This window comes from Streptomyces sp. NPDC051677, from assembly GCF_044453465.1.
In the GTDB taxonomy this organism is placed as follows: domain Bacteria; phylum Actinomycetota; class Actinomycetes; order Streptomycetales; family Streptomycetaceae; genus Streptomyces.
The window spans coordinates 1-24,675 of record NZ_JBITCT010000074.1 but is presented as its reverse complement, the minus strand read 5'-3'; the positions used below and the strand labels follow the sequence as shown (position 1 = coordinate 24,675).

23 protein-coding genes and 2 pseudogenes are annotated in these 24,675 nt (G+C 69.5%); 7 read left to right on the top strand and 18 right to left on the bottom strand.

Going from position 1 to position 24,675, the window contains the following annotated elements; all coding sequences use genetic code 11:
* Nucleotides 1-88: 88 nt before the first annotated feature.
* From ACIBAF_RS44980 to ACIBAF_RS44960, 5 genes and pseudogenes are all read left to right on the top strand, one after another.
* Complete coding sequence (locus ACIBAF_RS44980; protein WP_399471900.1) at nt 89-493, top strand: hypothetical protein; 405 nt, start codon at nt 89-91, stop codon at nt 491-493.
* 405 nt (nt 494-898) lie between these two features.
* Complete coding sequence (locus tag ACIBAF_RS44975; RefSeq protein WP_399471924.1) at nt 899-7,132, top strand: DNRLRE domain-containing protein; 6,234 nt, start codon at nt 899-901, stop codon at nt 7,130-7,132.
* Between the two features lie 77 nt (nt 7,133-7,209).
* The gene (locus ACIBAF_RS44970) at nt 7,210-7,551 is read left to right on the top strand and encodes a hypothetical protein (RefSeq protein ID WP_399471898.1); all 342 of its coding nucleotides are present in this window, start codon (nt 7,210-7,212) and stop codon (nt 7,549-7,551) included.
* Between the two features lie 534 nt (nt 7,552-8,085).
* Nucleotides 8,086-8,169: pseudogene (locus ACIBAF_RS44965) on the top strand (hypothetical protein); the annotation flags it as partial.
* A gap of 475 nt (nt 8,170-8,644) precedes the next feature.
* Entirely contained in the window at nt 8,645-9,178 is a 534-nt protein-coding gene (locus ACIBAF_RS44960; protein ID WP_399471926.1) for a hypothetical protein, read from the top strand.
* A 384-nt stretch (nt 9,179-9,562) separates the two neighbouring features.
* On the opposite strand, the gene ACIBAF_RS44955 is transcribed toward ACIBAF_RS44960, so the two are convergent.
* The 5 genes from ACIBAF_RS44955 to ACIBAF_RS44935 form a co-directional block, all read right to left on the bottom strand.
* Entirely contained in the window at nt 9,563-9,892 is a 330-nt protein-coding gene (locus ACIBAF_RS44955) for an esterase (protein WP_399471896.1), read from the bottom strand.
* Nucleotides 9,893-9,984: 92 nt separating this feature from the next.
* Nucleotides 9,985-10,197, bottom strand: coding sequence for a hypothetical protein (locus tag ACIBAF_RS44950; protein WP_399471894.1), 213 nt, complete (start codon nt 10,195-10,197; stop codon nt 9,985-9,987).
* Between the two features lie 53 nt (nt 10,198-10,250).
* Nucleotides 10,251-10,523 (bottom strand): hypothetical protein, encoded by a 273-nt coding sequence (locus tag ACIBAF_RS44945; protein ID WP_399471892.1) that lies wholly within the window; start codon nt 10,521-10,523, stop codon nt 10,251-10,253.
* Between the two features lie 88 nt (nt 10,524-10,611).
* The gene (locus ACIBAF_RS44940) at nt 10,612-10,755 is read right to left on the bottom strand and encodes a hypothetical protein (RefSeq protein ID WP_399471890.1); all 144 of its coding nucleotides are present in this window, start codon (nt 10,753-10,755) and stop codon (nt 10,612-10,614) included.
* A gap of 59 nt (nt 10,756-10,814) precedes the next feature.
* Entirely contained in the window at nt 10,815-11,156 is a 342-nt protein-coding gene (locus tag ACIBAF_RS44935; protein WP_399471888.1) for a DUF317 domain-containing protein, read from the bottom strand.
* A 219-nt stretch (nt 11,157-11,375) separates the two neighbouring features.
* On the opposite strand from ACIBAF_RS44935, the gene ACIBAF_RS44930 reads away from it, so the two are divergent.
* A complete protein-coding gene (locus tag ACIBAF_RS44930; RefSeq protein WP_399471886.1) occupies nt 11,376-11,642 on the top strand; it encodes a hypothetical protein in 267 nt (88 codons plus the stop codon).
* A gap of 4 nt (nt 11,643-11,646) precedes the next feature.
* Here the strand turns inward: ACIBAF_RS44930 and ACIBAF_RS44925 are convergent, their stop codons facing one another.
* The 13 genes and pseudogenes from ACIBAF_RS44925 to ACIBAF_RS44865 form a co-directional block, all read right to left on the bottom strand.
* The gene (locus tag ACIBAF_RS44925; protein ID WP_399471884.1) at nt 11,647-12,135 is read right to left on the bottom strand and encodes a hypothetical protein; all 489 of its coding nucleotides are present in this window, start codon (nt 12,133-12,135) and stop codon (nt 11,647-11,649) included.
* A gap of 72 nt (nt 12,136-12,207) precedes the next feature.
* Nucleotides 12,208-13,113, bottom strand: coding sequence for a DUF317 domain-containing protein (locus tag ACIBAF_RS44920; protein ID WP_399471882.1), 906 nt, complete (start codon nt 13,111-13,113; stop codon nt 12,208-12,210).
* A gap of 24 nt (nt 13,114-13,137) precedes the next feature.
* Entirely contained in the window at nt 13,138-13,971 is an 834-nt protein-coding gene (locus ACIBAF_RS44915) for a large ATP-binding protein (protein ID WP_399471879.1), read from the bottom strand.
* Entirely contained in the window at nt 13,968-14,636 is a 669-nt protein-coding gene (locus tag ACIBAF_RS44910) for a hypothetical protein (protein ID WP_399471877.1), read from the bottom strand. Before ACIBAF_RS44910 ends, ACIBAF_RS44915 begins: the two co-directional genes overlap by 4 nt.
* A complete protein-coding gene (locus ACIBAF_RS44905) occupies nt 14,633-15,121 on the bottom strand; it encodes a hypothetical protein (RefSeq protein ID WP_399471875.1) in 489 nt (162 codons plus the stop codon). Before ACIBAF_RS44905 ends, ACIBAF_RS44910 begins: the two co-directional genes overlap by 4 nt.
* The gene (locus ACIBAF_RS44900; RefSeq protein WP_399471873.1) at nt 15,118-15,885 is read right to left on the bottom strand and encodes a glycosyl hydrolase; all 768 of its coding nucleotides are present in this window, start codon (nt 15,883-15,885) and stop codon (nt 15,118-15,120) included. The genes ACIBAF_RS44905 and ACIBAF_RS44900 overlap by 4 nt, the downstream gene beginning before the upstream one ends.
* Complete coding sequence (locus ACIBAF_RS44895; protein WP_399471871.1) at nt 15,882-16,478, bottom strand: DUF4913 domain-containing protein; 597 nt, start codon at nt 16,476-16,478, stop codon at nt 15,882-15,884. Before ACIBAF_RS44895 ends, ACIBAF_RS44900 begins: the two co-directional genes overlap by 4 nt.
* A gap of 153 nt (nt 16,479-16,631) precedes the next feature.
* Complete coding sequence (locus ACIBAF_RS44890) at nt 16,632-17,603, bottom strand: DNA cytosine methyltransferase (RefSeq protein WP_399471922.1); 972 nt, start codon at nt 17,601-17,603, stop codon at nt 16,632-16,634.
* 52 nt (nt 17,604-17,655) lie between these two features.
* Nucleotides 17,656-17,829 (bottom strand): annotated as a pseudogene (locus ACIBAF_RS44885) (DNA cytosine methyltransferase); the annotation flags it as partial.
* 374 nt (nt 17,830-18,203) lie between these two features.
* The gene (locus ACIBAF_RS44880) at nt 18,204-19,376 is read right to left on the bottom strand and encodes a DnaB-like helicase N-terminal domain-containing protein (protein ID WP_399471869.1); all 1,173 of its coding nucleotides are present in this window, start codon (nt 19,374-19,376) and stop codon (nt 18,204-18,206) included.
* Nucleotides 19,373-19,618, bottom strand: a complete 246-nt coding sequence (locus tag ACIBAF_RS44875; RefSeq protein ID WP_399471867.1) for a hypothetical protein — start codon at nt 19,616-19,618, stop codon at nt 19,373-19,375. The genes ACIBAF_RS44880 and ACIBAF_RS44875 overlap by 4 nt, the downstream gene beginning before the upstream one ends.
* Before the next feature lie 243 nt (nt 19,619-19,861).
* Entirely contained in the window at nt 19,862-21,649 is a 1,788-nt protein-coding gene (locus ACIBAF_RS44870; protein ID WP_399471865.1) for a type IV secretory system conjugative DNA transfer family protein, read from the bottom strand.
* Nucleotides 21,650-22,189: 540 nt separating this feature from the next.
* A complete protein-coding gene (locus ACIBAF_RS44865; RefSeq protein WP_399471863.1) occupies nt 22,190-23,467 on the bottom strand; it encodes a hypothetical protein in 1,278 nt (425 codons plus the stop codon).
* A 749-nt stretch (nt 23,468-24,216) separates the two neighbouring features.
* Here ACIBAF_RS44865 and ACIBAF_RS44860 point away from each other — a divergent pair.
* Nucleotides 24,217-24,552, top strand: coding sequence for a hypothetical protein (locus ACIBAF_RS44860; protein ID WP_399471861.1), 336 nt, complete (start codon nt 24,217-24,219; stop codon nt 24,550-24,552).
* Nucleotides 24,553-24,675: the final 123 nt, after the last annotated feature.

Genomic DNA, 24,675 nt, shown 5'->3' with positions numbered 1-24,675 from the left:
CCCACCGGCCCGCCGGACTGCGCGAAGCCTATGGACAACCGGTTCCACCGGCTGTTACGGATGAATCGAAAAGGCACTCGATCCGGAGATGACGCTCGTGCTCAGAACGACCGACCACCACGTAGAGCCGACCCCCGTCCTGCCCGGCGACCCCACCGGAAGCGACCCCCTGCTGCAGCTCCAGTTCGAGACGCAGCCCCCCAGCGGACCTGGCGCGACGCGCTGCCTCAGCCACCCACCGCAGCTGTCCCTGCGCGGGATCCCCGTGATGTGCTCGGCCTGCCGCGCCCGGCGCGACTGGCTCCTCATCAACCACGGCCGCAACGTCTGGGTCCGCTGCCGCTGCAGCAACCAGTGGCTCGAGCCCGAGATCAGCCGCGCCGACTTCGACGCCATGATCGCCATCCCGGACGGGACGACCTACGCCAGCGTCGAGCAGGGTCTGATCGCACTCGGGTTCGACGGAGTCTTCGTCGGCGTCTATTTGGAGTAGTCCCCGCCAGGGGCTCGCCGGATTCTTCACGGTTGATCCACTTCTTCCTTCATGTCTTGGGAAAGATTTGAAGCGTGCGGGGGAACCCTCTTACGCCTTCATCGTCCACAGAGTGGGACTCGGAGGCGCGATGCGCGCAACGGAGCCCTCTGTACCCACCTGGGGCATGTCTAGATTTTTCACATCCTTGATCTTTCTTTGATTCTGCCTTGCAAGTCTCCTTGGGTCGCCCGCGCCCGCATGCCGCCATTTGTGAAGATCAGTTCGTTTCTGTGCATCCCGAACCATGGGGTGCGATAAGGGAGGGAACTGATCATGCGTCACAGACCTGTGGCCCGTGGGAGATCACGGCCGGGCCGGATACGCCAGGCCCGGCGACTGCGGCAGATAGCCGTCGGCATCGTAATGATCTTGGCTGCCGAGAGCGCTCTGGTGGCCGAAGGCAGTGGGCTCGCATTCGCCGCGAGCACAGCCGGCACTGCATCTGAGTCCACGTCGTCCGACTCCGCCGCAGCGTCGGGGCCTGCGGAGGCCAAGGACGAGGCGTCGGCGGTGCTGATGGCCCGTCTGCAGGACCGGAAGATCGAGGTGCTGTCGGCCCGGACGACGGATTCGACGACGTATGCGCTGCCCGGTGGGGAGCTTCAGACGGAGGCGTACGCGGGTCCGGTGCGGGTGAAGCAGGACGGTGTGTGGAAGGACATCGACACCTCGCTGTCCGACACAGGGTCCGATTTCACGCCCGCTGCTGCCGTTGCGGACGTCGCCGTTTCCGACGGCGGTGACACGCAACTGGCGTCCGTGGCCAAGGGCGAGGAGTCCTTCGGTCTGGGCTGGGAGGAGAGACTTCCCACCCCGACCGTCAAGGACAGCACCGCTTCCTACGACCTGGGCAGCGGCCAGACCCTGTCCGTCACGGCGCTGGCCCAGGGCTTCTCCGAAAATGTGAAGCTCACTCGGCAGCCGGACGGCGACTCGGTGTCGTACCGGATTCCGCTCGACCTGGACGGCCTGAAGCTGTCGCAGGCCGCCTCCGGGCACCTGCTGCTGAAGAACGGCGACGGTGAACTGGTGGCCGAGGCTCCGGCACCGATGATGTGGGACGCGAGCAAGGATCCCGCCTCCGGCGAGTCGGCCCACCAGGAGCAGGTGGCGACGAAGGTCGAGACCGCGTCCGACGGCTCGCAGACCCTGGTGCTCACCCCGGACCAGGACTTCCTGGCCACCGCGACCTATCCGGTGACCGTGGACCCGACCACCACCCTCGCGGTCACCACGGACACCTGGGTGCAGACTCCGGACTACCCCGACTCACAGGTCTCCTCGCAGGAGCTGAAGTCCGGCACGTACGACTCCGGCAGCGATGTGGCCCACTCGTATCTGAAGTTCGACGTGTCGCCGTTCACCGGCAAGCACATCACCGCGGCCACGATGTCGCTGTACAACTACTACTCGGCGACCTGCTCCACTGCCGGGGCCGCCACCCAGGCCCGCCGGATCACCTCCACCTGGTCGTCCTCGTCGATCACCTGGGCCGCACAGCCGTCGACCACCACAACGGACATGGCCACCAACACCGGCCACTGGGGCTACGACTCCTCGTGCCCGGCGAACTGGTCGAACTGGAACCTTCAGACGATGGTGCAGGCGTGGGCGAGCGGCTCCACCAACTACGGCATCCAGGTGCGGGCCGCGACCGAGACCGACTCCACCACCTGGCGCCGCTTCCGCTCGGCGAACTACACCACCTCCGGCTACGCGCCGAAGCTCGTGGTGACCTACAACTCGTACGCGACCGCCTCCTCCATCGCGATCTCGCCCAGCACGGTCAACGCCTACAACGGCAAGCGGTACGTCACCTCGCTGACACCGAGCCTGTCGGCCAAGATGACGGACGCGGACGGCGGCAACGCCCAGGCCCAGTACGAGATCACCGCGGACCCGGCCTACGCCGACACCACCTACTCCTACACCGCCTACGGCAAGACGGTGGCGTCCGGCTCCACCTCCACCCTGACGGTCCCGTCGGCCTCCGCCTTCCCGGCCGACAAGCACCTGCGCTACCGCCTGCGGACCTACGACGGCACCGACTACGGTGCCTGGTCGGGCTACACGACATTCGTGATGAACACCGGCCTGCCCACCGCGCCCACCATCTCCTGCACCCCGTACACGGCCGACACCTGGACGACGAAAGCCGACAGCGGCGCCACCTGCACCCTGGACACCTCATCGTCCGATGGAATGGGCTACTACTGGGGCCTGGACGACTCCTCGGTACCCAAGCGGGTGTATGACACCGTTGACGGCAGCGGCGGTGACCCGCTGACCGTCACGATCACGCCGGGCGAGGACTGGCACAAGCTGTACGCCAAGACTGTCGACTCCGGCGGCAACCTGTCCACGGCCACCACCGCGTACGCGTTCGGCGTGGGCGACGGCGCGGGTCTGCTCACTCCGGCCGAGGGTGACAGCGCGGCCCGCCGGGTCAGTCTGACCTCGACAGGCAAGACCAGCTATACCGGCGTCACCTACCAGTACCGGCGCGGCGAGACCGACTTCTGGACCAGCGTCCCGCTCGCCGATGTCACCAAGTCCGCCGACGGCTCCGCGATTTCGGCCTGGCCGGTCGCCTTGTCCAGCGGCTCGCCCGCGGCCCTGACGTGGAGCGTCACCGACTCCCTGTCGCAGGACGGCCCTCTCGACATCCGGGCTGCCTTCACCGACGGCACCACCACCGCCTACAGCCAGCCCCACACGATCACCGTGGACCGCAACGCCGGCACCGCGCCCAGCGCGAACGTCGGCCCCGGCTCGGTGAACGCGCTGACCGGCGAATTCACCCTCTCCGACACCGACGCCTCCGGTTTCGGTCTGTCGGTATCGCGTACGGCGTCCTCGCGCCGTCCGGCGGCGGGTGCGGACGCTGAGGGCCAGGCGGCGATCTTCGGACCGCAGTGGACCTCGGGCACCACGGCGGAGATCACCGATTCCGACTGGGCGTACGTCCGCCAGACCTCGGCCGCCTCGGTCGCCCTCGTGGACGGCGACGGGGACGAGACCGGCTTCACCGCGACCTCCGCGGGCGGGTGGAAGCCGGAGCCGGGTTCCGAGGAACTGACCCTGACCGGGGCCCTGACGGGCTCGTTCACGCTCAAGGACGACGAGGGCACGACCACCACGTTCACCAAGGTGGACCCGGCGGCCACGACCTGGCAGGTGTCCGGTACCTATCTGCCGACCGACAACTCCACCACGAAGGTGGTCTCGGAGAAGGTCACCTCCGGCAGCAGCACCCTGGCCCGCCCGAAGTACCTCATCGCCCCCACCTCAGCGGTCACCGCCGACCAGTGCCAGACTGCGATCGACACTGCCACCGCCGCCGGCCATGACTGGTTCACCAACACCAGCATCAACACCGGCTGCCGGGTTCTGCAGTTCGTCTACGCCCCGTCGACCACGGCCACCAGCTCAGTGTTCGGCAATTACACCGGGCAGGTCCAGCAGATCAAGCTCTGGGCCATCACGCCTGGTGACAGCACCACCACCCCGACGGTCGTCGCGCAGTACTCCTACGACGACTCCGGCCGCCTGCGCGAGGAGTGGGACCCGAGGATCAGCCCCGCGCTGAAGACGGCCTACGCCTACGACAGCGCCGGCCGCATCATCACCCTCACCCCGCCCGGCGAACTGCCGTGGACCCTCACCTACGGTCAGGCCGGCAACGCGGCCACCGCCGGTGCGGGCATGCTGCTGTCGGCGTCCCGGCCGAACCTGACGGCGGGCACCAAGAGCACCACGGACGGTACGAACGCCACCACCAGCGTGGTCTACGACGTGCCGCTGTCCGGCACCGCCGCGCCCAACGCCATGGGCACCTCGGACGTGGCGACCTGGGGACAGACCGACGTGCCGACCGACGCGACCGCCGTCTTCCCGGCCGACTCGGTCCCGGCGTCCAACACCGGCGGCAGCCTGTCGGCGTCCGACTACAAGCGGGCGACGATCACCTACACCGACGCCTCCGGCCGCGAGGTCGACACGGCCGCGCCCGGCGGGCACATCTCCACCACCGAGTACGACCGCTTCGGCAACACGGTCCGTCAGCTCTCCGCCGCCAACCGTGAGCTGGCGCTCGCCACCAGCGGAGCCGGTCAGGCCGAGCAGGTGGCGCTGAGCATCGACCAGCTGACCCCGGCCGACCGCGCCCAGCGGCTGTCGACGACGTCGGTGTACTCCGCCGACGGCCTGCGCGAGACCGACGAGTACGGTCCGCTGCACCAGGTGACGCTGACGTCCGCCCTGGCGGCGGGCAGCGGCGGCACCGACCTGCCCGCGGGCAGCCAGGTCCCGGCGCGGCAGCACACCGTGAACACCTATGACGAGGGCCGCCCGACCGACGGCACGGCCACCGTCGCCAACCAGGTCACCACCTCCAAGGTGGGCGCGTCCGTGGACGGTTACCCGTCCGACGGCGATACGCGCACCATGAAGACTGCGTACGACTGGGTCAAGGGCCTGCCGACCACGGTCACTACCGACCCGAACGGCCTGGCACTGGCCAAGACCACGTCGTACGACTCGCAGGGCAGGGTCATCAAGACGACCCTGCCGAAGTCGTCCGGTTCGGATGCCGGGGCGACGGTGACCACGTACTACGCGGCGACCGGCACCGGCGCGTGTAACGGCAGGCCGGAATGGGCGGACCTGGTCTGCTCCACCGGCCCGGCCGGCGCCATCACCGGCGGGGGCAGCAACCCCAGCCAGTTGCCGACCAAGACGGTCGAGTACGACCGGTGGGGCAACACGGCGAAGGTCACCGAGACTGCCAACTCCGTCACCCGTACCACCACGAACACCTATGACGGGGCGGGCCGGGTCACGACGACGGCGGTCAGCGGCGGCGTGGGCACTGCGGTCCCGGACGTGACCACCACCTACGACACCGACAGCGGTGACGTGGCCACGGTCACCTCCAACGGCCAGACGATCACCCACACCTACGACCAGCTCGGCAGGGAGATCTCCTACACCGACGGCGCGGGCAACACCGCGAGCACGCAGTACGACGCGCTCGGCCGTGTGACCCAGACCAGCGACTCCGCCCCGTCGACCACCACCTACACCTACGACACCACCAAGGACCCGCGCGGTGTGGAGACCTCCCGCACCGACTCCGTCGCCGGCACCTTCGCCGCCACTTACGACAGCGACGGCGACCTGACCACCGAGTCCCTGCCCGGCGGCTACACCCTGACCATCGGCCAGGACGAGACCGGCGCGGAGACCTCCCGCACCTACACCAAAGACAGCGACTCCTCCGTACTCGCCTCCGACACCACGGAGGAGAGCATCCACAGCCAGGTCGTGACCGACGCGGACACCGCTGGCCAGTCCCAAAGCCGCGCCTACACCTACGACGCCACCGGACGCCTCACCCGCGCGGACGACAGCGCCCCCGACGGAGCCTGCACCCGCCGCGACTACACCTTCGACAACAACACCAACCGCACGGCCCTGGCCATCGCGACCAGCGCCGTCGGCTCCGCCTGCACCTCCACTGGGGCGACGACCACGTCGTACACCTACGACAGCGCCGACCGCCTGGTGAACTCCGGCACCGTCTACGACGCCTTCGGCCGCACCACCACCCAGGCATCCGGGGCGACCAACGGCTACTACGCCAACGACCTCGTCCGCACCCAGACCTCCGGCACCAGCCGGCAGACCTGGAACCTGGACGCGGCCGGCCGCCTCGCCACCTGGACCACCGAATCCAACAGCAGCGGCACCTGGACCCAGACCGGGGCCAAGACCAACCACTACGGCTCCGACGGCGACAGCCCCGACTGGACCCAGGAATCCACCGGCAGCCTCACCCGCAACGTGCAGGGCAGCAGCGGAGACCTCGACGCCACCACCAGCGCCGCCGGCAGCGTCGTCCTCCAACTCACCGACATCCACGGCGACGTGACCGTCCAGCTCCCTCTGGACACCGCTACAACCCCCACCGCACTCGCCTACGACGAGTACGGCAACCAAGAGAGCAGCATAACCGCCACCCGCTACGGCTGGCTCGGCGGCAAACAGCGCTCCAGCGAAACGGTCACCGGCGCCACCCTCATGGGCGTCCGCCTCTACGACCCCACCACCGGACGATTCCTCAGCGTCGACCCGGTCCCCGGTGGCAGCGCCAACCCCTACGAGTACTGCAACGGTGATCCGGTCAACCAGTTCGACCTTGACGGGAACTGGAGTTGGCGGAAGCTGGCACGGAGTACGGGCAGGTGGGCCTGGCGACACAAGTGGGATATCGCAGCCACCGCTGCGTCTTTCACTCCCGGCCTCGGGGAAGCCGTATGGGCCTACCGCGGGTACCGCGCTTTCAAGGCGCTGACCTACACGAGCCGTTTCGGCGCTTGGGCTTCCCGTTCCCGCTGGATCGGAACCGGAAGCCGTCTCTTCGGCGACATCCACCGGTCTGGGCGTATGGGCTCGTGGAACCGAGGCGCCCGCTTCGCCATGGGCTGGAGTGCTCACGGGTTCAGGCGAGAGTGGGGCGTGAAGATGACTCGCACCGTCTTCCGCGTCAAGATCTTCAAACGACACTACGACTGGTTCCACGGAGGATTCCTGTAATGCAACCGAGCAGTCCCACCCGATGGGCAGGAGCAGTGGAATCGGCTCTCACGAGGGCTGACGCAGCTCCGAACACCGTGACCGCGGAGACGACAGAGCTCGGCGGCTGGTCCATCAGCTGGGAGGGGCAGTGCAGGCGAGTCCCTCTGTGGTTCGCTCTGTACGGTCACCACGCCGCACCCACAGCGGAAGTACGCGTCAACGACTGGATCTTCACTCCTGTGCGCCTTGATCAGGTGGAAGAGCTGTTGTTGAAGGCCCTTTCCGGTGAGGCCACGCTTCGGCGCGGTATGGCCGGGCTCGGCCCTTGGCGCCTGGAAATCGTCGTTGGCGAAAAAACCGTCACTAACGACGACCGGGAAGGCAGTGGCCAACCGGACAGCGAGTGGGAACTGAAGCTGCTGCAGAACCTGCGCTAACTGTCGGACGACACAACGCTGTGTCGGTGCCCGCCACTGTCAGTGGCGGGCACCGACACAGCGACTCGAAAGCATCTGGCCGCCACCCTCGCGGCCGGTACGCCAACGACCTCGTCCGCACCCAGACCTCCGGCACCAGCCGGCAGACCTGGAACCTGGACGCGGCCGGCCGCCTCGCCACCTGGACCGCCGAGTCCAACAGCGGCGGCACCTGGACCCAGACCGGCTCCAAAACCAACCACTATGGCGGCGACGGCGACAGCCCCGACTGGATCCAGGAATCCGGCAGCGCCGTCAGCCGCAACGTCCAGGACATCACCGGGGACCTCGGCGTCGTCACCGGCGCTACCGGCGCCACCGTCCTGCAGCTGACGGACGTCCACAGCGACGTCACCGTGCAACTGCCCCTGGACACCGCCCAGGCGCCGGTCGCACTCGCCTACGACGAGTACGGCAACCCGGAGGGCGACACAGCCAGACACCACTGCCACCCGCTACGGCTGGCTCGGCGGCAAGCAGCGATCCAGCGAAACAGTGACCGGCTCCACGCTCATGGGCGTGCGTCTCTGCGACCCCGCCACCGGACGCTTCCTGTCCATCGACCCTGTGGCCGGCGCCTCGGCGAACGCGTACGAGTACTGCGGAGGCGACCCGATCAACCGTTACGACCTCGACGGCACGTTCTGGGGATTCCACCTCAGCGTCGGGGCAAAGCTCGCCTGGCACTACGGAAGCCGCGCCTACGGCGGCTACGTCAGGTGGAGAAACCGCCAGCAGGCGCGGTTCGTCGGAGTCGGTCTCGCATACATCGGAACCGCTACCTCGGCTACCGATGCCGGTACCGCTACGGTATGCGTGTCTGCACAGGCGGCATCGGTCTCCACGCCCGCGGCGGAACCACGCTCGGCACCACATACTTCACCTCGAACAACCCCGAGTTCACGAGCCAGGCCCGCATACGCCACGAACGCAAACACAAGCTGCAGTGGATGCGGTACGGATGGCACTTCGGATACATGTACCTCAGGGCAGGAAGCAACCCGTGCCACAACCGCTGGGAGCGCCGCGCCGGATGGGTCGACGGAGGGTACCCATGTCACTGAACCACCCCCGGCACCGCCCCGTGTGGCCCTTCGTACTGGTGGGATCGCTCCTCGGGGTGGCAGTCCTCGGCGCTGCCTGTGTGTGGGTATACGGCGTCTACAGCATGTCCGACCCGGCGACAACGATCCTGGCCGGCATGCGAATCGACGGCACCCGCGTCTCGGTCAAAGCCCCGACCTGTCCCACGGACAAGGTGGGGACGGTCGAGGTCTACGACAGCGACTCCGAAAAGCTGCTCTGGCGCGCAAACAGCCCGAAGACCCCCGAGGCAAAGCAAGGCGCAATTACGCTCTGGAAGGCTGACGACTTCCTCAAGGCGGGTTCCGAAGCACCGCCCAAGGAATTGCCGACCACCCTCGACGTCTCCGTTACATACGCCGGGGTCGATGACGGCACAGGAGATGTGTTCGACATCCGCAAGGTCAAGGCCGCCCACATCCCCAAGGGGCAGTTCTGGACCCGCGACGGCTTCAGAACCGCCGCACAGATCGACGCTCAACTCCAGTGCCGCGACAGCAAGTGACCAAGTGACAAGGAGACCGTAGCCAACTACCACCAGGCGGAAAGCGGCTCTTCACCCGACTGAAACGAGAGGGTGCCGCACTTGGGTGCGGCACCCTCGTCCCAGTCAGCGTCCGAGGACCATTCGATCCGCGACGTTCGGCGCCGGCAAGGCCTTCAAGTACGGGGGCCGACTCCGGAAGTCCTGCAAGAGAGGCTGTACGACGACACCGTACCGCTGCTCCGGGTGGTCGTCGGCAGCGCCATCGCATCAGTCCGCAGCGGCTGCTGGTCGTCGGCCATCGTGCCCTCATCGTTCGTCGGTGACGGGCGTACGCAACGCGCGGCGGGCGCACGGCAAGGCCGCCCCTGCCTGATCGGCGCGGGGCGGCCTTTGAGGTTGCGGTCAGACCTCGGCGAGGCGGTTGGAGAGGTCGAGGGCGGCGGTGGCCACTGTGAGGGCGGCGCACAGGCCGAGTACCTCGTGGATGGTCGGGCGGATCAGGTGCGGCCAGTCGGCGGGTGCGGCGGGCCAAGAGGCGAGATGGACCTCGGCGTTGGCCAGCCCGAGGTGGGCGGTGACGTCCCAGCCCGAAAGGGAGGCGGGTTCCCAGTGAAGGCGGATGCGGCCGAGGGGGAGTCTGGGCGCGCCCGCCGGGAGCCAGGAGACGTCGAGTGGTCCGTCGGGCAGGACGGAGACGCGGTGGACGAGTGCGCCGCGCACTCCGGACGGCATGGGCCGCAGGGCGAGGCCGTGCAACGGGCGGGCTGAGCAGGTGTGGAGTCGCGGTGAGATGGGGGCCTCCTGTCGGAGTCGGTGCGCCGGGGTCAGGCCCAAGCGAGGGCACTGCGGACTGCTGGCGGCAGGTAGTCCTCCTGGCCGTCGTCGGCGATGAACGCGACGCCGTCGCGCACGACGACATCGGTGCCGAGGTAATGCGTGAAGGGCCAGTCGGGATTGACTGCGATGCGGATCGGCAGGTTGGGGTCGAGTTTCTGGAGCTGACGGAGCAGGTGGCCGACGGTCAGGTAGTGGGGCACGGAAACCTCCGGGAGCGGGACCGGTTGGGCGAGGCAGGGTTGTTGTTGGAGTGTCAGCGGGCGTCGAGGCGGAGCGGGTCGCGCAGGATCTTCGGGCCGGTCGACTCCGACTTGGGATGGCTGGCGAGGTGTCGCTTGCGACACTCGTTGACGTAGCCCTTGCCGGGGCTCGTCATCTGCCAGTCACCGCAAGAGCAGACGGCCTGGGAGTAGGTGCGGCCGGGGCAGTCGGGGTGGAGCGGCTTGCCGGAACTGGTGTGCTTGTGGCCCGTCGGGCAGTCGGTGCCGTCGGCGTGGTGGTTGGTCAGCGGGGCGCGGAAGGGCATGGTGGATTCCTCGTGGGTAGGGGCGGCAACCGGTCGGCTGGGTTCGGCGGGTACCGGGTGTGTGCGGTCGATCAGCGAGGTCGAGCTGTCACTCGCGTTGTTCGGCACGACGGGCGGCACGGCGGTGGACGGTCTTGGTACGGCGGCCGTACTGACCGGGTAGGTAGAAGCAGGTGCAGCGTCGGGCGTAGGCGCACTTACGGTGGTAGCCGGGGTGGGTGGCCAGGAGCATGCGCGGTCGGAACCTCCTGTTGGGTGGTGCTGTTCGGAACAGGCGGCGTGGAGGCGTGGTCAGCGATGGGCGACGAGGGCAGCGAGGAATCCGGCAACGGCCTCGGCAGGGGTAGAGAGGCCGAACTCCTGGACCCACGGGTCACCTTCGGTGGGCTGGATCCGGACCTGCCATACGATGCCGCGCTTCCAGGCGGCGGGGTCTTCGGGGAGCCAGCCGACGTAGACACGGCCGTCCGGGCTCATCGCGTGGACGTTGGCCTCCGGGGCGTCGACGACTGCCCAGCCGAGGGCGTCGAGGAGGTCGAGCACCGGGCCCGCGCAGTGGTCGGAGGAGAGCCAGAAGCGGTCTTCCACGGCGGGGCGGACGACGGCGGGCAGGAGGGCGGTGGAGTCGTTCACGGTTGGACGATCCCTTCGTTGACCTGCGGTTTTTACCAACACCCGTACGTTGACATGCGGTGTGCCGAAGTACGTAGTCCTTTCCCGGGAAGCGACGTCTGCCGTGGGCGAACTGGCCGTCGTCGGCAGATGGCCCGTGACCGGGGAATGGAACGGCAGGCGCGGTTGTCGTAACTGGGCTGCGGTCATGGGCCGCACGGGACCGAAGGGGGAGCAGGGATGGCGGAGCCGAGCAGACATTGGGACGGAGCCGGGCTGGAGCGCAAGATCCGCGCTGCCGGGCGGCCGTGGACGGTGGGCGACATCGCGATGGTCGTCGACGGCCAGTGGGCTGTCGGTGCGCAGTCCGGGGGACGGCGGGACGAGGGCGTGGTAGTGGAGCACCGGATCGCGGATGGGCGTCGCGTCGAGTGGACGTTGGAGGAGCTGGCCCGCGCGGTGGGCTCCCACGTCGGGGATGCCCATCGCGACGAGGACCTCGCCTGACCGATCAGCGGCGCGGGCCCAGTCCGGCTGCCGACGGGCCGACAGCGGGCGAAGGAGCGGGCTGATCGGACGCCTGGCCCAGGGCGCGTGGAGCGTGCCCGGAGCGGGCGACAGCGGCCTGGGCCAGTCGGACTGCTGGGGCCCGGTCCGTGGTCGCGGCGGCTTCACGTGCTTCGATCACGTGACTGATTGCCTGCAGGGAAGTACGGCTCTCCGCTTGGGCGACTCGAAGGTCCGTCGCTGAGCTGGTGATCCGGCCCAGGTCGTAGAAGGTCGGCACGTGACCGGGCCGGGTGAGGGCGTGCAGACGGTCCTGGTGCACGGCCACTGCGTTGTCGGTGATGACCATGGCCGAGCGGATGTGCATGGCCGAGCGCAGGAGCGGGTCGTCGCTGGGGTGGCGGACCGCGAGGGATTCCAGAGCTTCGATAGGGCGGCCCCAGGCTTTCTCGATCATGGCCGTGGCCTGGTCGAGTGCGGTGGTGTCCGGCATGGCGGAACTCCCGGCATTCGGAGGTGCTGCTTCGGTCAGAGGTGATGCCCCGGAAGGCCCGGAGCCCAGGGGTCAGCGGCTGTGCCGCGGGGCCGACGGGCTGGCTGGCGGCCGGGCCCCGGGAGTGTGCGCGGACGTGCTCGACCGGTTCTGTGCCGAAGTCGCCGTGCGGCTGCGGGCGGCCATGACCCGGAGGTCGGCGGCTGTCTGCGGAGCGCGTGCGGCGCGGTGGACGGCCTGGGCGACAGCGGTGCGGCGCACGTCGAGTGGGGTCGGAGCCCGAGAGATCCGGGGGGCGGTTGGGCCGACGGGGCTGAGCGTGACCAGGCGCTCCACCTTGTGATCGAGCTGATGCCGCTCACGCATCACCGGGGCTGAATCGGTCATGGCGGCTGCCGTCGCGGCGATCAAGTGGGACGGGGTGCGGGCTGTGAAGACCGCCTCCGCGCGAGTGCCCCATCCCGGTGGACCGGCCCACAGCGTGACGGTTTCGTCGTCCCAGTCAGAGAGACGGTTGTCGATCAGGACGCCTGCGTGTCCGTCAGGGGCGATGATCTCGACGGTGCCGCGCTCTGCCGCGCTACGGGTCCAGCCGGCATCGGTCAGCGGCCGGACGGCGTCGGCCCAGTACAACGACGGGCTCGCCAGAAAGCGCCCGTTGCCGTCTGCGGCGTCGGCTTCGGCGTAGTCGTGGGCCAGAGCGGTGGCGAGGCCGGCGACGATCTCCGCCGGGGTGACATGGTTGAAGGTTGCCGTCCAGCGGGGTGCGGAGACGGCGTCCTCGGCTGCGGTGATCTTCCACAGCTCGAAGTCGTCGCCGAACCAGCCGATACGAATCCTCTGGTCGGGCGAGGTGACAAGGAGCTGGCAGGGGCCCTCGTCGAGATAGTGGTGCGGCTCGCCGTGGCGCTGGAGGTCCTCCAGCGGGCGGCCGTACCGGTGCTCGACCAGGCGGCGGGTGTAGATCGCGGTGGACATGGAAGACGCCCTTTCCGGGGGCAATCAGCGGGAACGGGAAGGCTTGGTGGCCGCGCTTGTCGTGGGTGCGACAGCTGAATCGGTGACGACGCCGGAGATCGCCGCAGTGTTGCCACGGCTGAGGGCTGCGGATACGCGTGGCGTGGTGGTACGTGCATCTCGAAGGACCGCCTCGCCCTGCGGCGTGAGCGAGAGGAGCTGTCCAGGCCGGTACAGTCCCTCGCTGGTGTCCTGGTCCAATAGCCCGTCGGCGACCAGCCGCTGGACGGTATCGGGCCAAACCTCCGGGTTGGGCCGTTGGCCCTGCCCGTTGGAGAGATAGATGAAGCCGTAGACCCGGCTCTGGTGGAATCGCAGTCCGCCCGCCTCCACGGCTTCAAGGGCTCGGAGCTGGCGATCACCGGAGACGGCCCAGTCATCGTCCCGCCCCGGGGCCTGCTCCGGGGCCAGGCTCAGGCGCCGGCGCGGTGCCTTCGAGGCCAGCGCGGCGTCGTACCCGGACAGAAGGCGGCGGTACGTGGAGACGGCGCGGGTCAGTTGCTCGTAAGCCGCACCCCGGCGTGCGACGAGCAGCTCGATCTGCGGACCTGTGCTTCGCAGGATGCCGTACCGGCCGCGCATGCTGGAGTGATCGCCCCGCCGAATGGGCTCGAGAAGCTCGATCGCGGACTGGGCGGCGCGGGTCAGTTCGCCGTGCAACTCGTCGACATCGCGAGCGGCCTCGGCGACCATCCTGCCGACGAGGTAGAGAGGACCGCGGGGCGGACGGTCGTCACTCAGCGCCCAGGGGTCCTCGACACCGAACTCCTCGGCGACCAGGTGCGCACCAGGGCGCGTCGCCACGTCATGGGGGTTCATTCGGTCGCCTCCATCCGGGCCAGCAGGGAGCGCACCAGGGTGGGCAGGCTGTCGGGTCCCTCGCCGATCCAGATGTGGTCGGTTGCCTCGCCCAGGACGTATGCGGCGTCTTCGAGCAGGCCGCTGGAGATCTCCATGCAGGCGTCGGTGATCCGGGAGGCGGCGAGGAGGGACTGCGAAAGCACCTCGACGTAGTCGCCGGGGCCGAGGCCGGCAGCCTCGGCGGCGGTGCGGATGGCGACCAGTTCCAGCGCGCTGAACGCGAAGTCGAACTCGTCGTCCTGCTTCGCTGGTGAGGCGGGGGCGAAGGCCGGGTCCGGCGGCTCGGCGGGGATGCCGACGCGCGTGCAGATCTGGTCCACGGAGGCGGTCAGCTCGGCGAGGGACTCGGTGAGCCAGCCGAGCGCGGAAGCGTAGGAGGCCAGGGTGAACAGACCGGCGGGGGTGGAGGGAAGCCGCTCCTCGACGACGAACCCTTCGAGCCGGTCGTTCAGCTCGCAGACCACCCGGGGGCCGGCGGACAGCGCGCCGAGGACGGGATGCAGGTAGGAGCGGCTGGCGGAGGTGACGTACTCGGTGGTCAGGATGCCGGAGACGCTCTGCGCGGCGTCGGTGAGCAGTCCGGCCAGTTCGGTGCGGGCCAGCGGCCTACGGTCGGCGGTCATCGCTGGGGGACCTTTCGGGAGGCGGCGGGAGCGGTGGGGCTGGCTGCCGCCGGTGCGGTGGCCGGGAGGGACGGGGTCTGGTCGACCGCGTGGGGGGATCGGGACCGGGCCGCTTGGACTCGCGCCTCGCCCGCCGGGGCGGTGTCGGCGGGCCGGTTGAGGCCGGTGCGGTTGGTGCGGAGCTGGGCCGTGCGGTAGACCACGTAGTCCTCCCGGGCACCGGCCGCGACGAGGTAGATCTCGCGTTTGTGGGTCGACGTGGGCGGGGCCGTGCGGAACTGGATGACCAACCGGTAGGAGACGGCCGGGTCGACGTAGACCTTGTGGAAGCCCGCGAGGCGGCCAGTCAGCGGCAGGCAGTCGTCGCTGCCGTGGACCAGGTTCTGCAGTTCCAGCAGCGCCAGGTCGCGGATTTCGTCGGGGAGTTGGCGCAGGTCCGCGATGGCGTCTGGGTGGGCGGCGAAGGCGAAGCGGGCGCGGCTCACATCGGCCTCCGGGGGATCGGGCGCTGACCCGTTCCTGCCGACGGCGTGTTGCCCGTGTCGAGGCCGGCTTTCGGGATCGCGGAGGCACCCGATGACCGGGTGAGGGCGGCGCGGGTCAGCCGGGCGGCGGCCTCACCGCGGTAGTCCGGCGGCTGCGGTAGCGGACCGCTGCGGTCTTCCAGCCAGTGCCGGGCGGCGGCCTCGTCGGAGAAGGCGCCCTCGCGCATCGTGTACGTGTGGGCGTCGTGGTTCCCCTCTTCGAGGAAGACACGAATCGGTGCCTGAGCGGCGCTGGAGTCACGGGTCAACGTCCACGTCTCGCACGGGGCGAAGTCCGAGGTCCAGCTGTCGAGGACCGTGTAGCGAGAGCCTGAATCCCGGATCTGCTGCTCGATCCAGAGGGTGAGATCGTCGGCGGGCTTCATGAAGTCCCCGCCGGCCTGGGCGATCCGCTCGGGCGGGCAGCCACGCTCGATCAGCCAGTTCTGGGCGAACGCCAGGCTGGCGTGGTTCGCGGTCTCGAAGGTGAACGTGCGCTCGCGTAGGTCCCGCGTGATCTTGATGGCAACGAGCGCAGGATCACCGGGGACGCCCCAGGTCATCGACCTGTCGTGGGCGACGAGGTAGCTGTGCGTCCCCTCCGGGGTGGTGTGGTGCTCGGCCAGCACGGTCAGGTCTCCGGCCCAGATGCTGCTCTCGGAGAGTTCGGAGGCGGCGTCGGCAGGCTCGAAGTTGGCGAGGCAGAAGTCGGGTTCGGCGATCACTGGGCGGCTCCCGTCAGCTCGGGCGCCGGGGTCGCCAGCACTCGGTGGTTGGGCCGGGTCGGGCTCGTCGTGCATGCGGCGAAGGGGCCGTCGGGGGCACGGAGATGAACCAAGGCCTGGTCAAGGTGGTCGCGGTGCCAAGTCGAAGGCCCGGACAGGCCGGCCTCGGCATCGGTGAGCTGCTGCCACGCGAGCCAGAGCGCGTGCAGCCGGGCAACAGCCTCGGGATGCTCGTGCCACTGGTCGCACCACGGGCGGGTGGTGCTGATCTCCCGTCCGTAGACCGGCAGGAACAGGTAGTTCACCCAGTCGCTGAGTGCGGCCAGTTCGACGGCATACGCCTCGCCACCCAGGGCGAGGATGAACACCGAGGCCGGGACGTCGGCCTTGTCGGCCTCGGCCGTGTCTGCCGTGGGGGCGTCGTCGGTGGGCTGAGGGGTGGAGACGGGCTCGGAGCCGAGGCGGTCGAGGATGACGCCGTGCTGGCGTACCTCCGCCATGGTCTTGGCGAGCGTGCTGGCGAGATCGTCGAGGTCGCCGTCGGGAACGCGGAACGGCTCGGGCTCGGGGGTGGCCTTGCTGGGGTCGGACATGGCGGATCCAAGGGAGTGAGCGAGCAGGGCGGGGGCGAAGTGCGGCGCGCTCTTCTGGAGGTCATGGCGGTGCTCCGTTCGCAGGTCGGCATGAGCAGGAGGATGCGGAGAATCCGCGATTTGGTCCGGCCGGGGAAAGGCGGTAATGCAGCGCTACGGAATGGTGCAGCGGGGGCAGCGTGGGAACGGTGGTGCCAGCAACCGCACAGCGTGGGCGGCTTGTTGGGGGACCACGCCGTTGCCGAGCGCGGTGAGCTGAGCCGGTCGGCCGAGCCCCGGAGTGGCGGTCACCCAGCCGGGAGCCAGGCCCTGCATCCACTCGACGAAGTCGGCGCACAGGCGTCCGGAGGCGTCGGTGGGCGGCGGCGCGGGGCGGGTGAGGTTCTCCCATCGGGCGATGGCGGAGGCGTACGCTCCCCATCGACTGTCGGTTCCTCGGCTTCCGGGGCCGCCTCCGCCCACAGCGGCAGGACCACCGCCGACAGGGGCGGGCGCCAGCCCTTGCCCGGCCGGCGGCCGGGAGTGCCGGTGTCGCTCGCCCTCGGGGTGGGCAGCAGCGATGCCGCCGCGCTCGGCAGCGTCATGTCCCCCTTGCCGTGCCGCTGGTTCGGCGAGCCCTTGATCCCGTCCGACGCCTTCGGCGTGGGCAGCAGCCACTCCACCTCGTCGGCCAGGTTCGGGCCGTGGCCGCCGCTCTTCCTCTTCGACGGGTGCTGGGAGCCGCCGTTCCTGCCGATGTTGCTCGTCGGGGTCTTGAGCAGCGTGCTCGGCGGGCCAGGCGGTGAGGAAGGTGCGCTCGCGACGATGGGGGGCTCCGACGTCGGAGGCACGAAGCACGAGCCACCTTGTGTCGTACCGGAGATCGGCCAGGGAGCCGAGTACGGCACCAAGTGCCCGCACAGGAGGCTGGGTTGGGTCGTCTCCCAGACACCACGGGCAGAATTCCACGTCGCCAGGGGAACCGGCGGGCGAGGTGAGGAGGCCTCGGACATTCTCGATCACCACCAAGCAGGGGCGGAGGGCTTCGACCGCACGGGCGACGTGCAGCCACAGCCCCGAGCGGGTGTGGGGGTTGAGTCCGGCCCGGCGGCCGGCGACGGAGACGTCTTTGACAGGGGAAGCCAGCTGTCAGGACGCACACCCGAGGCACATCGGCCCAGTCGACGGCGGTGATGTCCTGCAGATTGGGCACGCCGGGCCAGTGCCGGGCCAGAATGCGCGCGGCGTCGGGATTGATCTCGGCGTGCCAGGCCAGGGTGCCGCCGAGGGCGGTCTGGACCCCGAGGTCCAGACCGCCGTACCCCGAGCAGAGCGAGCCGATCAAGGGCGGTCGCGCGGTGGTGGTCTCCACGTCAACGGCCCCGTGCGATTCGGTCCGAGGGGGCCGCCACCGCTGTGGTGACGTCGGGAGGCGGCGGCCCCGGAGCGGTCGCGGCGGTTGTGGACCGGCTGTGGGCAGCCTGGAGCCGAACGGACGGGGGAGAACCGTTGCCGATGCGGAGTGCAGGGAGTTGGCCCCGTCGTGCGTCTGGCGTGCGGCGCCGGCGACGGTGACGGCATCGGGTGAGTGGTGGAGGTCGTCGGGCACCGGCAGCTTGCCGTGCAGGGCGTCAAAGGCGGAGGCCGTGGCGCGCAGGGGCAGGGCGTCGGAGATGGGGCTGTTGTCCACGGTGCGTTCCAGAGGTGGGGACAGTCGGATGGGCTTGGTTTGTGGGTGAGGACGGTTCAGCCGGGGGTGCGCGAGGGCGGTCGTGCGGCTGATGGCGTGGAGGCCGGGCCTGGGCGTTGCGAGGGCCGTGCGGCCGGTGGCGGTGTGCTGCGGGCGAGGGCGGCGTGGACCCGCGCCGTCGGGGGCCCGTCGGTCGTTGGCGCGGGGAGCGGTGGTGCCGGAGCGGGGTGGCCGTTCGCGGTCTGCCAGCGGGCACGCACTTCGTCGAGCGGCCCGAGCGCGTGCAGGGCGTGGTTGATGAGCCTCCCGGGGGCCAGGGTCTCGTTCTCGGCCAGGGCGCGGATGGAGCGGGCCGAGCTGGCGGCAGTCCGGGAGATGGAGGAGCGCATGATCTGCTCGCCGAGCCACTCGGCGCTGCCGGCACCGACGCTGTCGCTGATGGCGGTGAGCTGTTCGGTGGTCAGCGTGCCGTCGGCCAGCAGACCGCGCCGCTGGGCTTCCCACAGCACGGTGATCCGGTCGATGGGCTCGCCGCGGTGGTGCAGTGCTCCCAGGCAGCGGTAGAGCTGGCCGTGGGCGGGGTCGGCGAAGTCGCTCGGTCGCAGCCAGCCGACGACCTCGTCCATCGCCTTCGGCCGCTCGACCAGGACCGCCAGCAGGAACTGCTCGTCCTCCGCGACCTGTTCCGCCCGGACCGACGACGGCGCGACAGGCACTGTAGACGGTGGCGAGGCAGGCGCGACCGGGCGCGGCTCGGACCCCCAGCGGCGCGCGAGGTCGCCAAGTACCCCGGCCAGGACGTCCGCCTGGTGCAGCGCTCCCTCGACCTCGCCCTGGAAGGCGTCGGCACGGGCTGCCTGGTGGAGGCGGATCGCGTGCTCGGTCACGCTGCGGTGGATCGCTCCCTCCAGCACCATCCGGCCGTACACCGGGGCGTGCTCGGGGCGCGGGCAGGCCGAGATCAGGGTGTGGGCGTATACCGCGGTCAGCCCCCGGACGTGGTGACTGGCCTCCTCGACCGCGTCGGTCACCCAGGACAGCGGCACTGGTTCCTTGGTCGTCACGGCGGGGTGGCCGTCGGTCCGGAGCTTGCGCAGGGCGGCGAACAGAGCCTGGTGGAGCGGCCGGTAGAAGTGACCCGGCGCGAGCCAGTCGAGGCGCGCGAGCTGGCCGGGGTCGAGCAGCACCGAGCCGAGCACCGCCTGCTCGGCGCCCAGCAGCGGGTTCATTGCTGCGTCCTGGGGTGGGAAGCCAGTGGATCGGCCGGCTGGAAGCCGAGATCGGCGATGGCCTGGTCGGCGGCGGCCATCGCGGCGGCGAAGCGGTCCAGTTCGCCGGTGAAGGTCGGATCGGTGGCGAGGATCGAGCCGGAACCGGTGACCAGCCACCACTGGCCGTCGCGCCGGACGACCGGTGACCGGGCGAGGCGTTTGGAGCGCGCAAGAGGGGAGGACGGACTGCGCGAGGACACGAGAGGACTCCTGAACAGGTAGAGGGGGAGCGTCAGGCCGTGAGGTCAACATCGGCCTGGAGGGGGGCGCCGGAGCGGCAGGACCAGGGCGAGCAGCCGTCGGGCTCGCCGTTCTCGAGTTCGGCGTCGGCAAGCGCGTCGAAGATGTCGCCCTGGCGTCCGGACCACTCGTGCGCGGTGCCCCGGTCGATCGGTGCCTGATCCAGAGGCTGGCGACTGCGGCGCAGATACGCGTCGGGGCGCTCATGCCGACAGCCCGAAGTCGTCGCGGCCCAGGGACTTGGCGATGGCCCGCTCCGTGATGGCCTTCGTCGCGCGGGCCGAGGCCGGACCGATCACCTTGGCGGAGGGCTCCTTGTACCAGGGCCGGAGGTCGAGCATCGCCACCCGGATACCAGTGGCGAGCAGAAGCGCCTTCCCCTTGGGGAGCGCGCGGATCGCGTCCGGGGGCAGGATCCGCTCGGTGCGCATGCTCACCGACGTGGACTTGCCGCTGTCGCTGGTCGACACCGACGTCGTCTGCACGTCGTGGTCACCGACCTGCCTGCTCAGACGGTCAGCGAAATCGGCGTCGTCGATGCCACTTCCGATGATCTTGATGGTCGCGGCGGACCAGAGGGCGTCCATGCCTGCCTCGCCCCAGCACCGCTGGCCCTGCCGGTAGGACTGCAGGATCGTCACCGGGATCACGCCCCGCGAGCCCAGGTGGCTGTACAGGTCGGGGAGATCGGAGATCTTGCACACGTTGGCGGCCTCGTCGAGGACACACAGGGCAGGCGGGTCGAGCCGCCCGCCGGAGTGCTCGGCGACGACCACGGCCGCGCGCATCACCGCATCGGCCGCCGCGGCGATGATCGCCGATGCCGAGCCACCGCCGTCCTTGCTGAGCAGGTACAACGTGTCGCGGGAGGTGGCGAACGCGGAAGGCTTGAACTCGGGAAGGTGTTTGCTGGGGGTGACCCAGGCGGCGACGTCCGGGTCGAGCAGGCAGCTCGCGTACTGTCGCGCGGTCTCATAGATGCCGTCCCGCGTCTCCGTGGCCCCGCTGACGGTGCCCTGGAGCTGGGCGGCGACCGCGTCGTGGCCGGCGTCGGTGAGCAGGTCCACCGGAGTGCGATCAGCAGGGGAGGCGAGCCAGGCCAGGACATCGGTGATTGGGCGCCGATGGCTGGCGGCAGCGAGGAACAGCGCACCGAGAGTGTTCGATGCGGCGGTGGACCAGAAGTCGGAGCCGTTCGACTCGTCCACCGAAGCGGCGACGAAGTGCCCGGCCAAACGTTTCGCCCCGGCCAGGTCGCGGGCGTCGGCCAGGATGTCCCACCACAGCTCGCGCGGGTGGTGCGCGATCTGCTGCGGGTCGAGCGTCCAGATCGTGCCGACCCTGGCGCGGGCGTCCACCGTCGCGGTGAAGGCATCGTTCGCCGCCTTGTTCGAGGTCAGCAGTACGGGCCCGGGAGCGGCGAGGATCGCGGGGATCGCCAGCCCGCTGGTCTTGCCGGAGCGCGGGGCCATGATCGCGACGATCACGTCCTCCCAGGAGGCACGGACCTCGGCACGGCCCGGGGAGAGCGTGCCGACGAGGATCCCGCGGTCGGCGGGTGGAACCTCTTTCCGTTTGAGATCGGACAGGCTCGGCCGGAGGCTCTTCGCCTTTGCGGTGATCTCCTTGTCCAGCAACGGTGCGAGATCTGCTTTGCGGGCAAGGCCGTTCTTCGCGCCGCCACGCAGCCGCAGCCACAGGAACAGGCCGGTAATAGTGAGGCAGACGGAGAGCAGGCCGGGGACGAGCCGTGCGCCGACCAGCAGGGCGGTGGGAGTCAGGTGCGGCCACAGCACGTCGGGGTGCAGCAGCGCGTCGGTGGCCTTGAACGGCGCCCAGGGACCGCTGCCGACGAGGGCGTTGGTGAGGTTGCCGGTCAGCCATGCGAGGGAGCCGAAGGCTAGGGCGGCGCCGAGAACGGCGAACAGGAGGTAGAGGAGCGCGTCGGAACCGGTGGTGGTCGAGGGCGCGCTGGTACGCGGGGCGGACATGGCGGATCCAAGGAGGGAGGGCGGACGAGGCGTGGGGCGGGGCGCGCGGCGCTCTTCTGCTGGTCATCGGGGCATCTCCTGTTCCGGGAAGGGGACAGCGGTCGAGGTAGGCCGAGGTCATCGGGTGAGTGGCGACCGAGGCGGCGGGGCACCGGCAGGTGGTTCGGACGTCGCGTCGGCGGAGGGCGTGGTCCGCTGGGTGGCGGCGTTCGGGAAGGGGGCGCGGGCGGCTTGGTGTCCGGGATGGAGTGGTCGCCGAGCACGTTGCTGATCAATTCCCTGGACTGCAGGGAAGGCACCTCGTCGCGGTACTCGGTGTCGCTGAGTTCCACAGGGCACGCGGCGGTCATGTCTTCGGCGACCCCCAGCTCCTCCTGGACGTCCCGCAACAGGCGGGTGGCGGCGGCCAACCGTGTCCACGTCTCGAAGGTCGGGCTGTGGTGCGGGTTCTCGGCGCGCGCTGGCCAGAGCGTTGGTGGCCCGCATGAGGTATGTGCGCGCCCAGCCCGACGGAAGAAGCACGGGAGGAGCGCACCGGGATCACCGGGTCCGAGGACCGGGGACTTGGGGCGGACGTACGGCTGTGCCGACTTCCGGTGTGGCGGCGCCGAGTGTCGAGGACGCCTTGGCCTTGTCCGCTGCGGGTGACGTGGCGAGAGCCGCGCTTCGGGCTTCAGCCAGCGCGGGGGACCGCGTCTGCGCCTCGGCGTGGTCCTGCTGCGAGTCGCCGACACGGTGCAATTCGCGTCCCGCTCCGACGAGTTCCGATTGTGCCGCGCTGATGAACTCCGCAGCGAAGCCGAACCGGTCGGCGAGTGCGTACGCCTCGTCGTCGAGGTCGGTTATCTGCTCGCCTGCTGTCTCCAGGGCTTCCCGGACGCGCTCCAGGACGCCGTGCTCGGGATGAAGGAGGTGATCGACCGCCTGCTCAAGGCCGGCACCGTTTTCGGCGGCCCTGATCTGGTCGGTCAGCTGCAGGACTTCGGCTCCGGCGGTGTAGAGCCCGAGAGGGTTGGCCGGGGTGGGCAACCGACTGGTGTCGAGGTCGGGCTCCAGGTCGACGCTGTACCGGGCGGCGCGGAGCATCTCGGCTGCGTGGGTGGCGATCGCGGCGCGGTCGGCCTGTGGGGTGGTGGTCGGCAGGCGGTGGCGTCGGCCGTACCAGTCCTCGATCTGCTGGAAGCCGGCGTGCTTGAGGAGCGTGGCGGAAAGGCCGTCGCTGGCACCCTTCGCCGAGACGCTGCCGCTGGGCTCGGTGGTGATGGTGATGTAGGGGACAGGCACCTGGGTCTCCTGGGCGCGGGGCGTCGGGTTTGGGGCTGTGGGCAGGTGACCGAGTTCGGTGGCGATGCGATGGCACTCGGTCTGCAGGTGGAACGAATCGCGGTAGGCGTGGTGGACGCCGCCGTCCTCGCGGGCGAGGGTGGCCACGACGTACACCTGGCGGGCCTGGTTGCGCAGGGCGATCCACCGGCAGGCGTCCGGGTCGCCGTCCGGGGCGATGCCGGTGGCCGCCACCAACCGGCGGGCCACCTCGGCCCACTGCGAGTCGGTCAAGTCGGGGTGCCGGGAGTCGGAGCGGACCGAGCAGACCCACACCGGCCGCTCGGGCGCGCGGGCCCCGAGGCCCTCGACGGGTGCGTCGAGGGCGTGGGCCAGATACGGCAGCGCATCGGGCTGGGTGGGTATCTCGATCGGGACGGCGTGGCCGTCCCCGGCGATCAGACGAGGGTTGGTGTGGTTGCCGCGCTCGCCCGGCCCGTACAGATACGTGAGCAGACCGGCGGTTTGGCTGGCGCGCTGCAGGTGGGCGATCACGGCGTCTACCTCGAAGGGGAGTGGCGAACGGGAGCCCGGGTGATCGGGCCGTCAGGGAGAAGAGGATCCGCAGAATCCGCGATTTGGCCAGGCTGGAGAAGGGTGGTAGATGCCTGCGGTCACCGCACCTCCGCTGCTGTCCGCGGCAGTGGCTGGGTGGCCAGCTCACCGCAAGCTGACCAATTGTTGATGCAGTTGGCGTCCGATGAGCAGGTCGACCTTCAGTTCACCGCTCTCCGGTTTCAGGGCGCACTAACCGGTCAGGGTCTCCTCCTATGGCGGGGCACCTTTCAAGGTGACGTACATGGAACTACGCCGCCCACTTACCGTCCTGAAGGAGCCATGCCCGGTTCATGGAGCAGTCGCGCTCACCAGCCCCGGGTGATAGAGCTCAAGCCTCTATCCGTGGCTGTGGCCCGTGCTTTGGTCGACGCCGGCCAGCAAGGCGATGTCAACGCCCCAGCTACTCCCTCTGCATGTAGCGCAGGACGACCGTGACGTCTCTGGGACACCCGGAGCACAAGGGGCGGTGGCCAGCCAGGCATTCATACCTACGCATACGGAAGAAACCGCTGGCTACAGGAGAGGAGTGCTGGGGAGCAGGACAGCCGTCGCACGGCGATCGACAGTCGTGGAGGGCCAGATTGGTCCATTTCGCTCAGAGTCGTCTCCGGTCGTTAGGCCGGTGTCTAAACTCCTTCTAGCTCTCGTGGGGAGGGCGCGCCGTCGACGAGGAACCGGGGGACTAGATGGACCAGGTGCGGATCACCGGCGAAGTTCCGAATCTGAGGATGCTGCTGGATGACCTGAACAGCAGCCAGGAGTTCTCGATCGGTGCCTCCACATCCATCATCCGAGTCGAGCAAGACAGCCACCGGCTGGGCAACGCCGAGCTCGCCACCTTGATTATCGAGGTTGCTGTCGGTGTGGCCAGCAGCGCTGTGTACGACTTGATCAAACGCGCGGTGCTGTCTGCCCGCAGACGCGGCGCCCTTACTACTGAAGGCCTGGGCGTGACCCAGAGCTCGGAGCAGCGCCCAGGGGAAGAGGCGACGGAGCCTGATGCTGTCGACTCCGGGGCCTGAGGTGTTTGCGGCGCATCGGCTGTCTGCTTGAGGTTCCCCCGAGATGCGGAGTGTGTTGACAGAGGGTCAGATGGTTCTCATGAGAGGAACATCGACCATGGCCGCCCCCAGAAAGTACTCGCT

Coding starts and splice junctions, on each gene's coding strand:
- ACIBAF_RS44980 (WP_399471900.1), top strand. CDS start 89: ATGACGCTCGTGCTCAGAACGACCGACCACCACGTAGAGCCGACCCCC.
- ACIBAF_RS44975 (WP_399471924.1), top strand. CDS start 899: ATGATCTTGGCTGCCGAGAGCGCTCTGGTGGCCGAAGGCAGTGGGCTC.
- ACIBAF_RS44960 (WP_399471926.1), top strand. CDS start 8,645: ATGTCACTGAACCACCCCCGGCACCGCCCCGTGTGGCCCTTCGTACTG.
- ACIBAF_RS44955 (WP_399471896.1), bottom strand. CDS start 9,892: ATGCCGTCCGGAGTGCGCGGCGCACTCGTCCACCGCGTCTCCGTCCTG.
- ACIBAF_RS44945 (WP_399471892.1), bottom strand. CDS start 10,523: ATGCCCTTCCGCGCCCCGCTGACCAACCACCACGCCGACGGCACCGAC.
- ACIBAF_RS44940 (WP_399471890.1), bottom strand. CDS start 10,755: ATGCTCCTGGCCACCCACCCCGGCTACCACCGTAAGTGCGCCTACGCC.
- ACIBAF_RS44930 (WP_399471886.1), top strand. CDS start 11,376: ATGGCGGAGCCGAGCAGACATTGGGACGGAGCCGGGCTGGAGCGCAAG.
- ACIBAF_RS44925 (WP_399471884.1), bottom strand. CDS start 12,135: ATGCCGGACACCACCGCACTCGACCAGGCCACGGCCATGATCGAGAAA.
- ACIBAF_RS44920 (WP_399471882.1), bottom strand. CDS start 13,113: ATGTCCACCGCGATCTACACCCGCCGCCTGGTCGAGCACCGGTACGGC.
- ACIBAF_RS44915 (WP_399471879.1), bottom strand. CDS start 13,971: ATGAACCCCCATGACGTGGCGACGCGCCCTGGTGCGCACCTGGTCGCC.
- ACIBAF_RS44910 (WP_399471877.1), bottom strand. CDS start 14,636: ATGACCGCCGACCGTAGGCCGCTGGCCCGCACCGAACTGGCCGGACTG.
- ACIBAF_RS44895 (WP_399471871.1), bottom strand. CDS start 16,478: ATGTCCGACCCCAGCAAGGCCACCCCCGAGCCCGAGCCGTTCCGCGTT.
- ACIBAF_RS44880 (WP_399471869.1), bottom strand. CDS start 19,376: ATGAACCCGCTGCTGGGCGCCGAGCAGGCGGTGCTCGGCTCGGTGCTG.
- ACIBAF_RS44870 (WP_399471865.1), bottom strand. CDS start 21,649: ATGTCCGCCCCGCGTACCAGCGCGCCCTCGACCACCACCGGTTCCGAC.
- ACIBAF_RS44860 (WP_399471861.1), top strand. CDS start 24,217: ATGGACCAGGTGCGGATCACCGGCGAAGTTCCGAATCTGAGGATGCTG.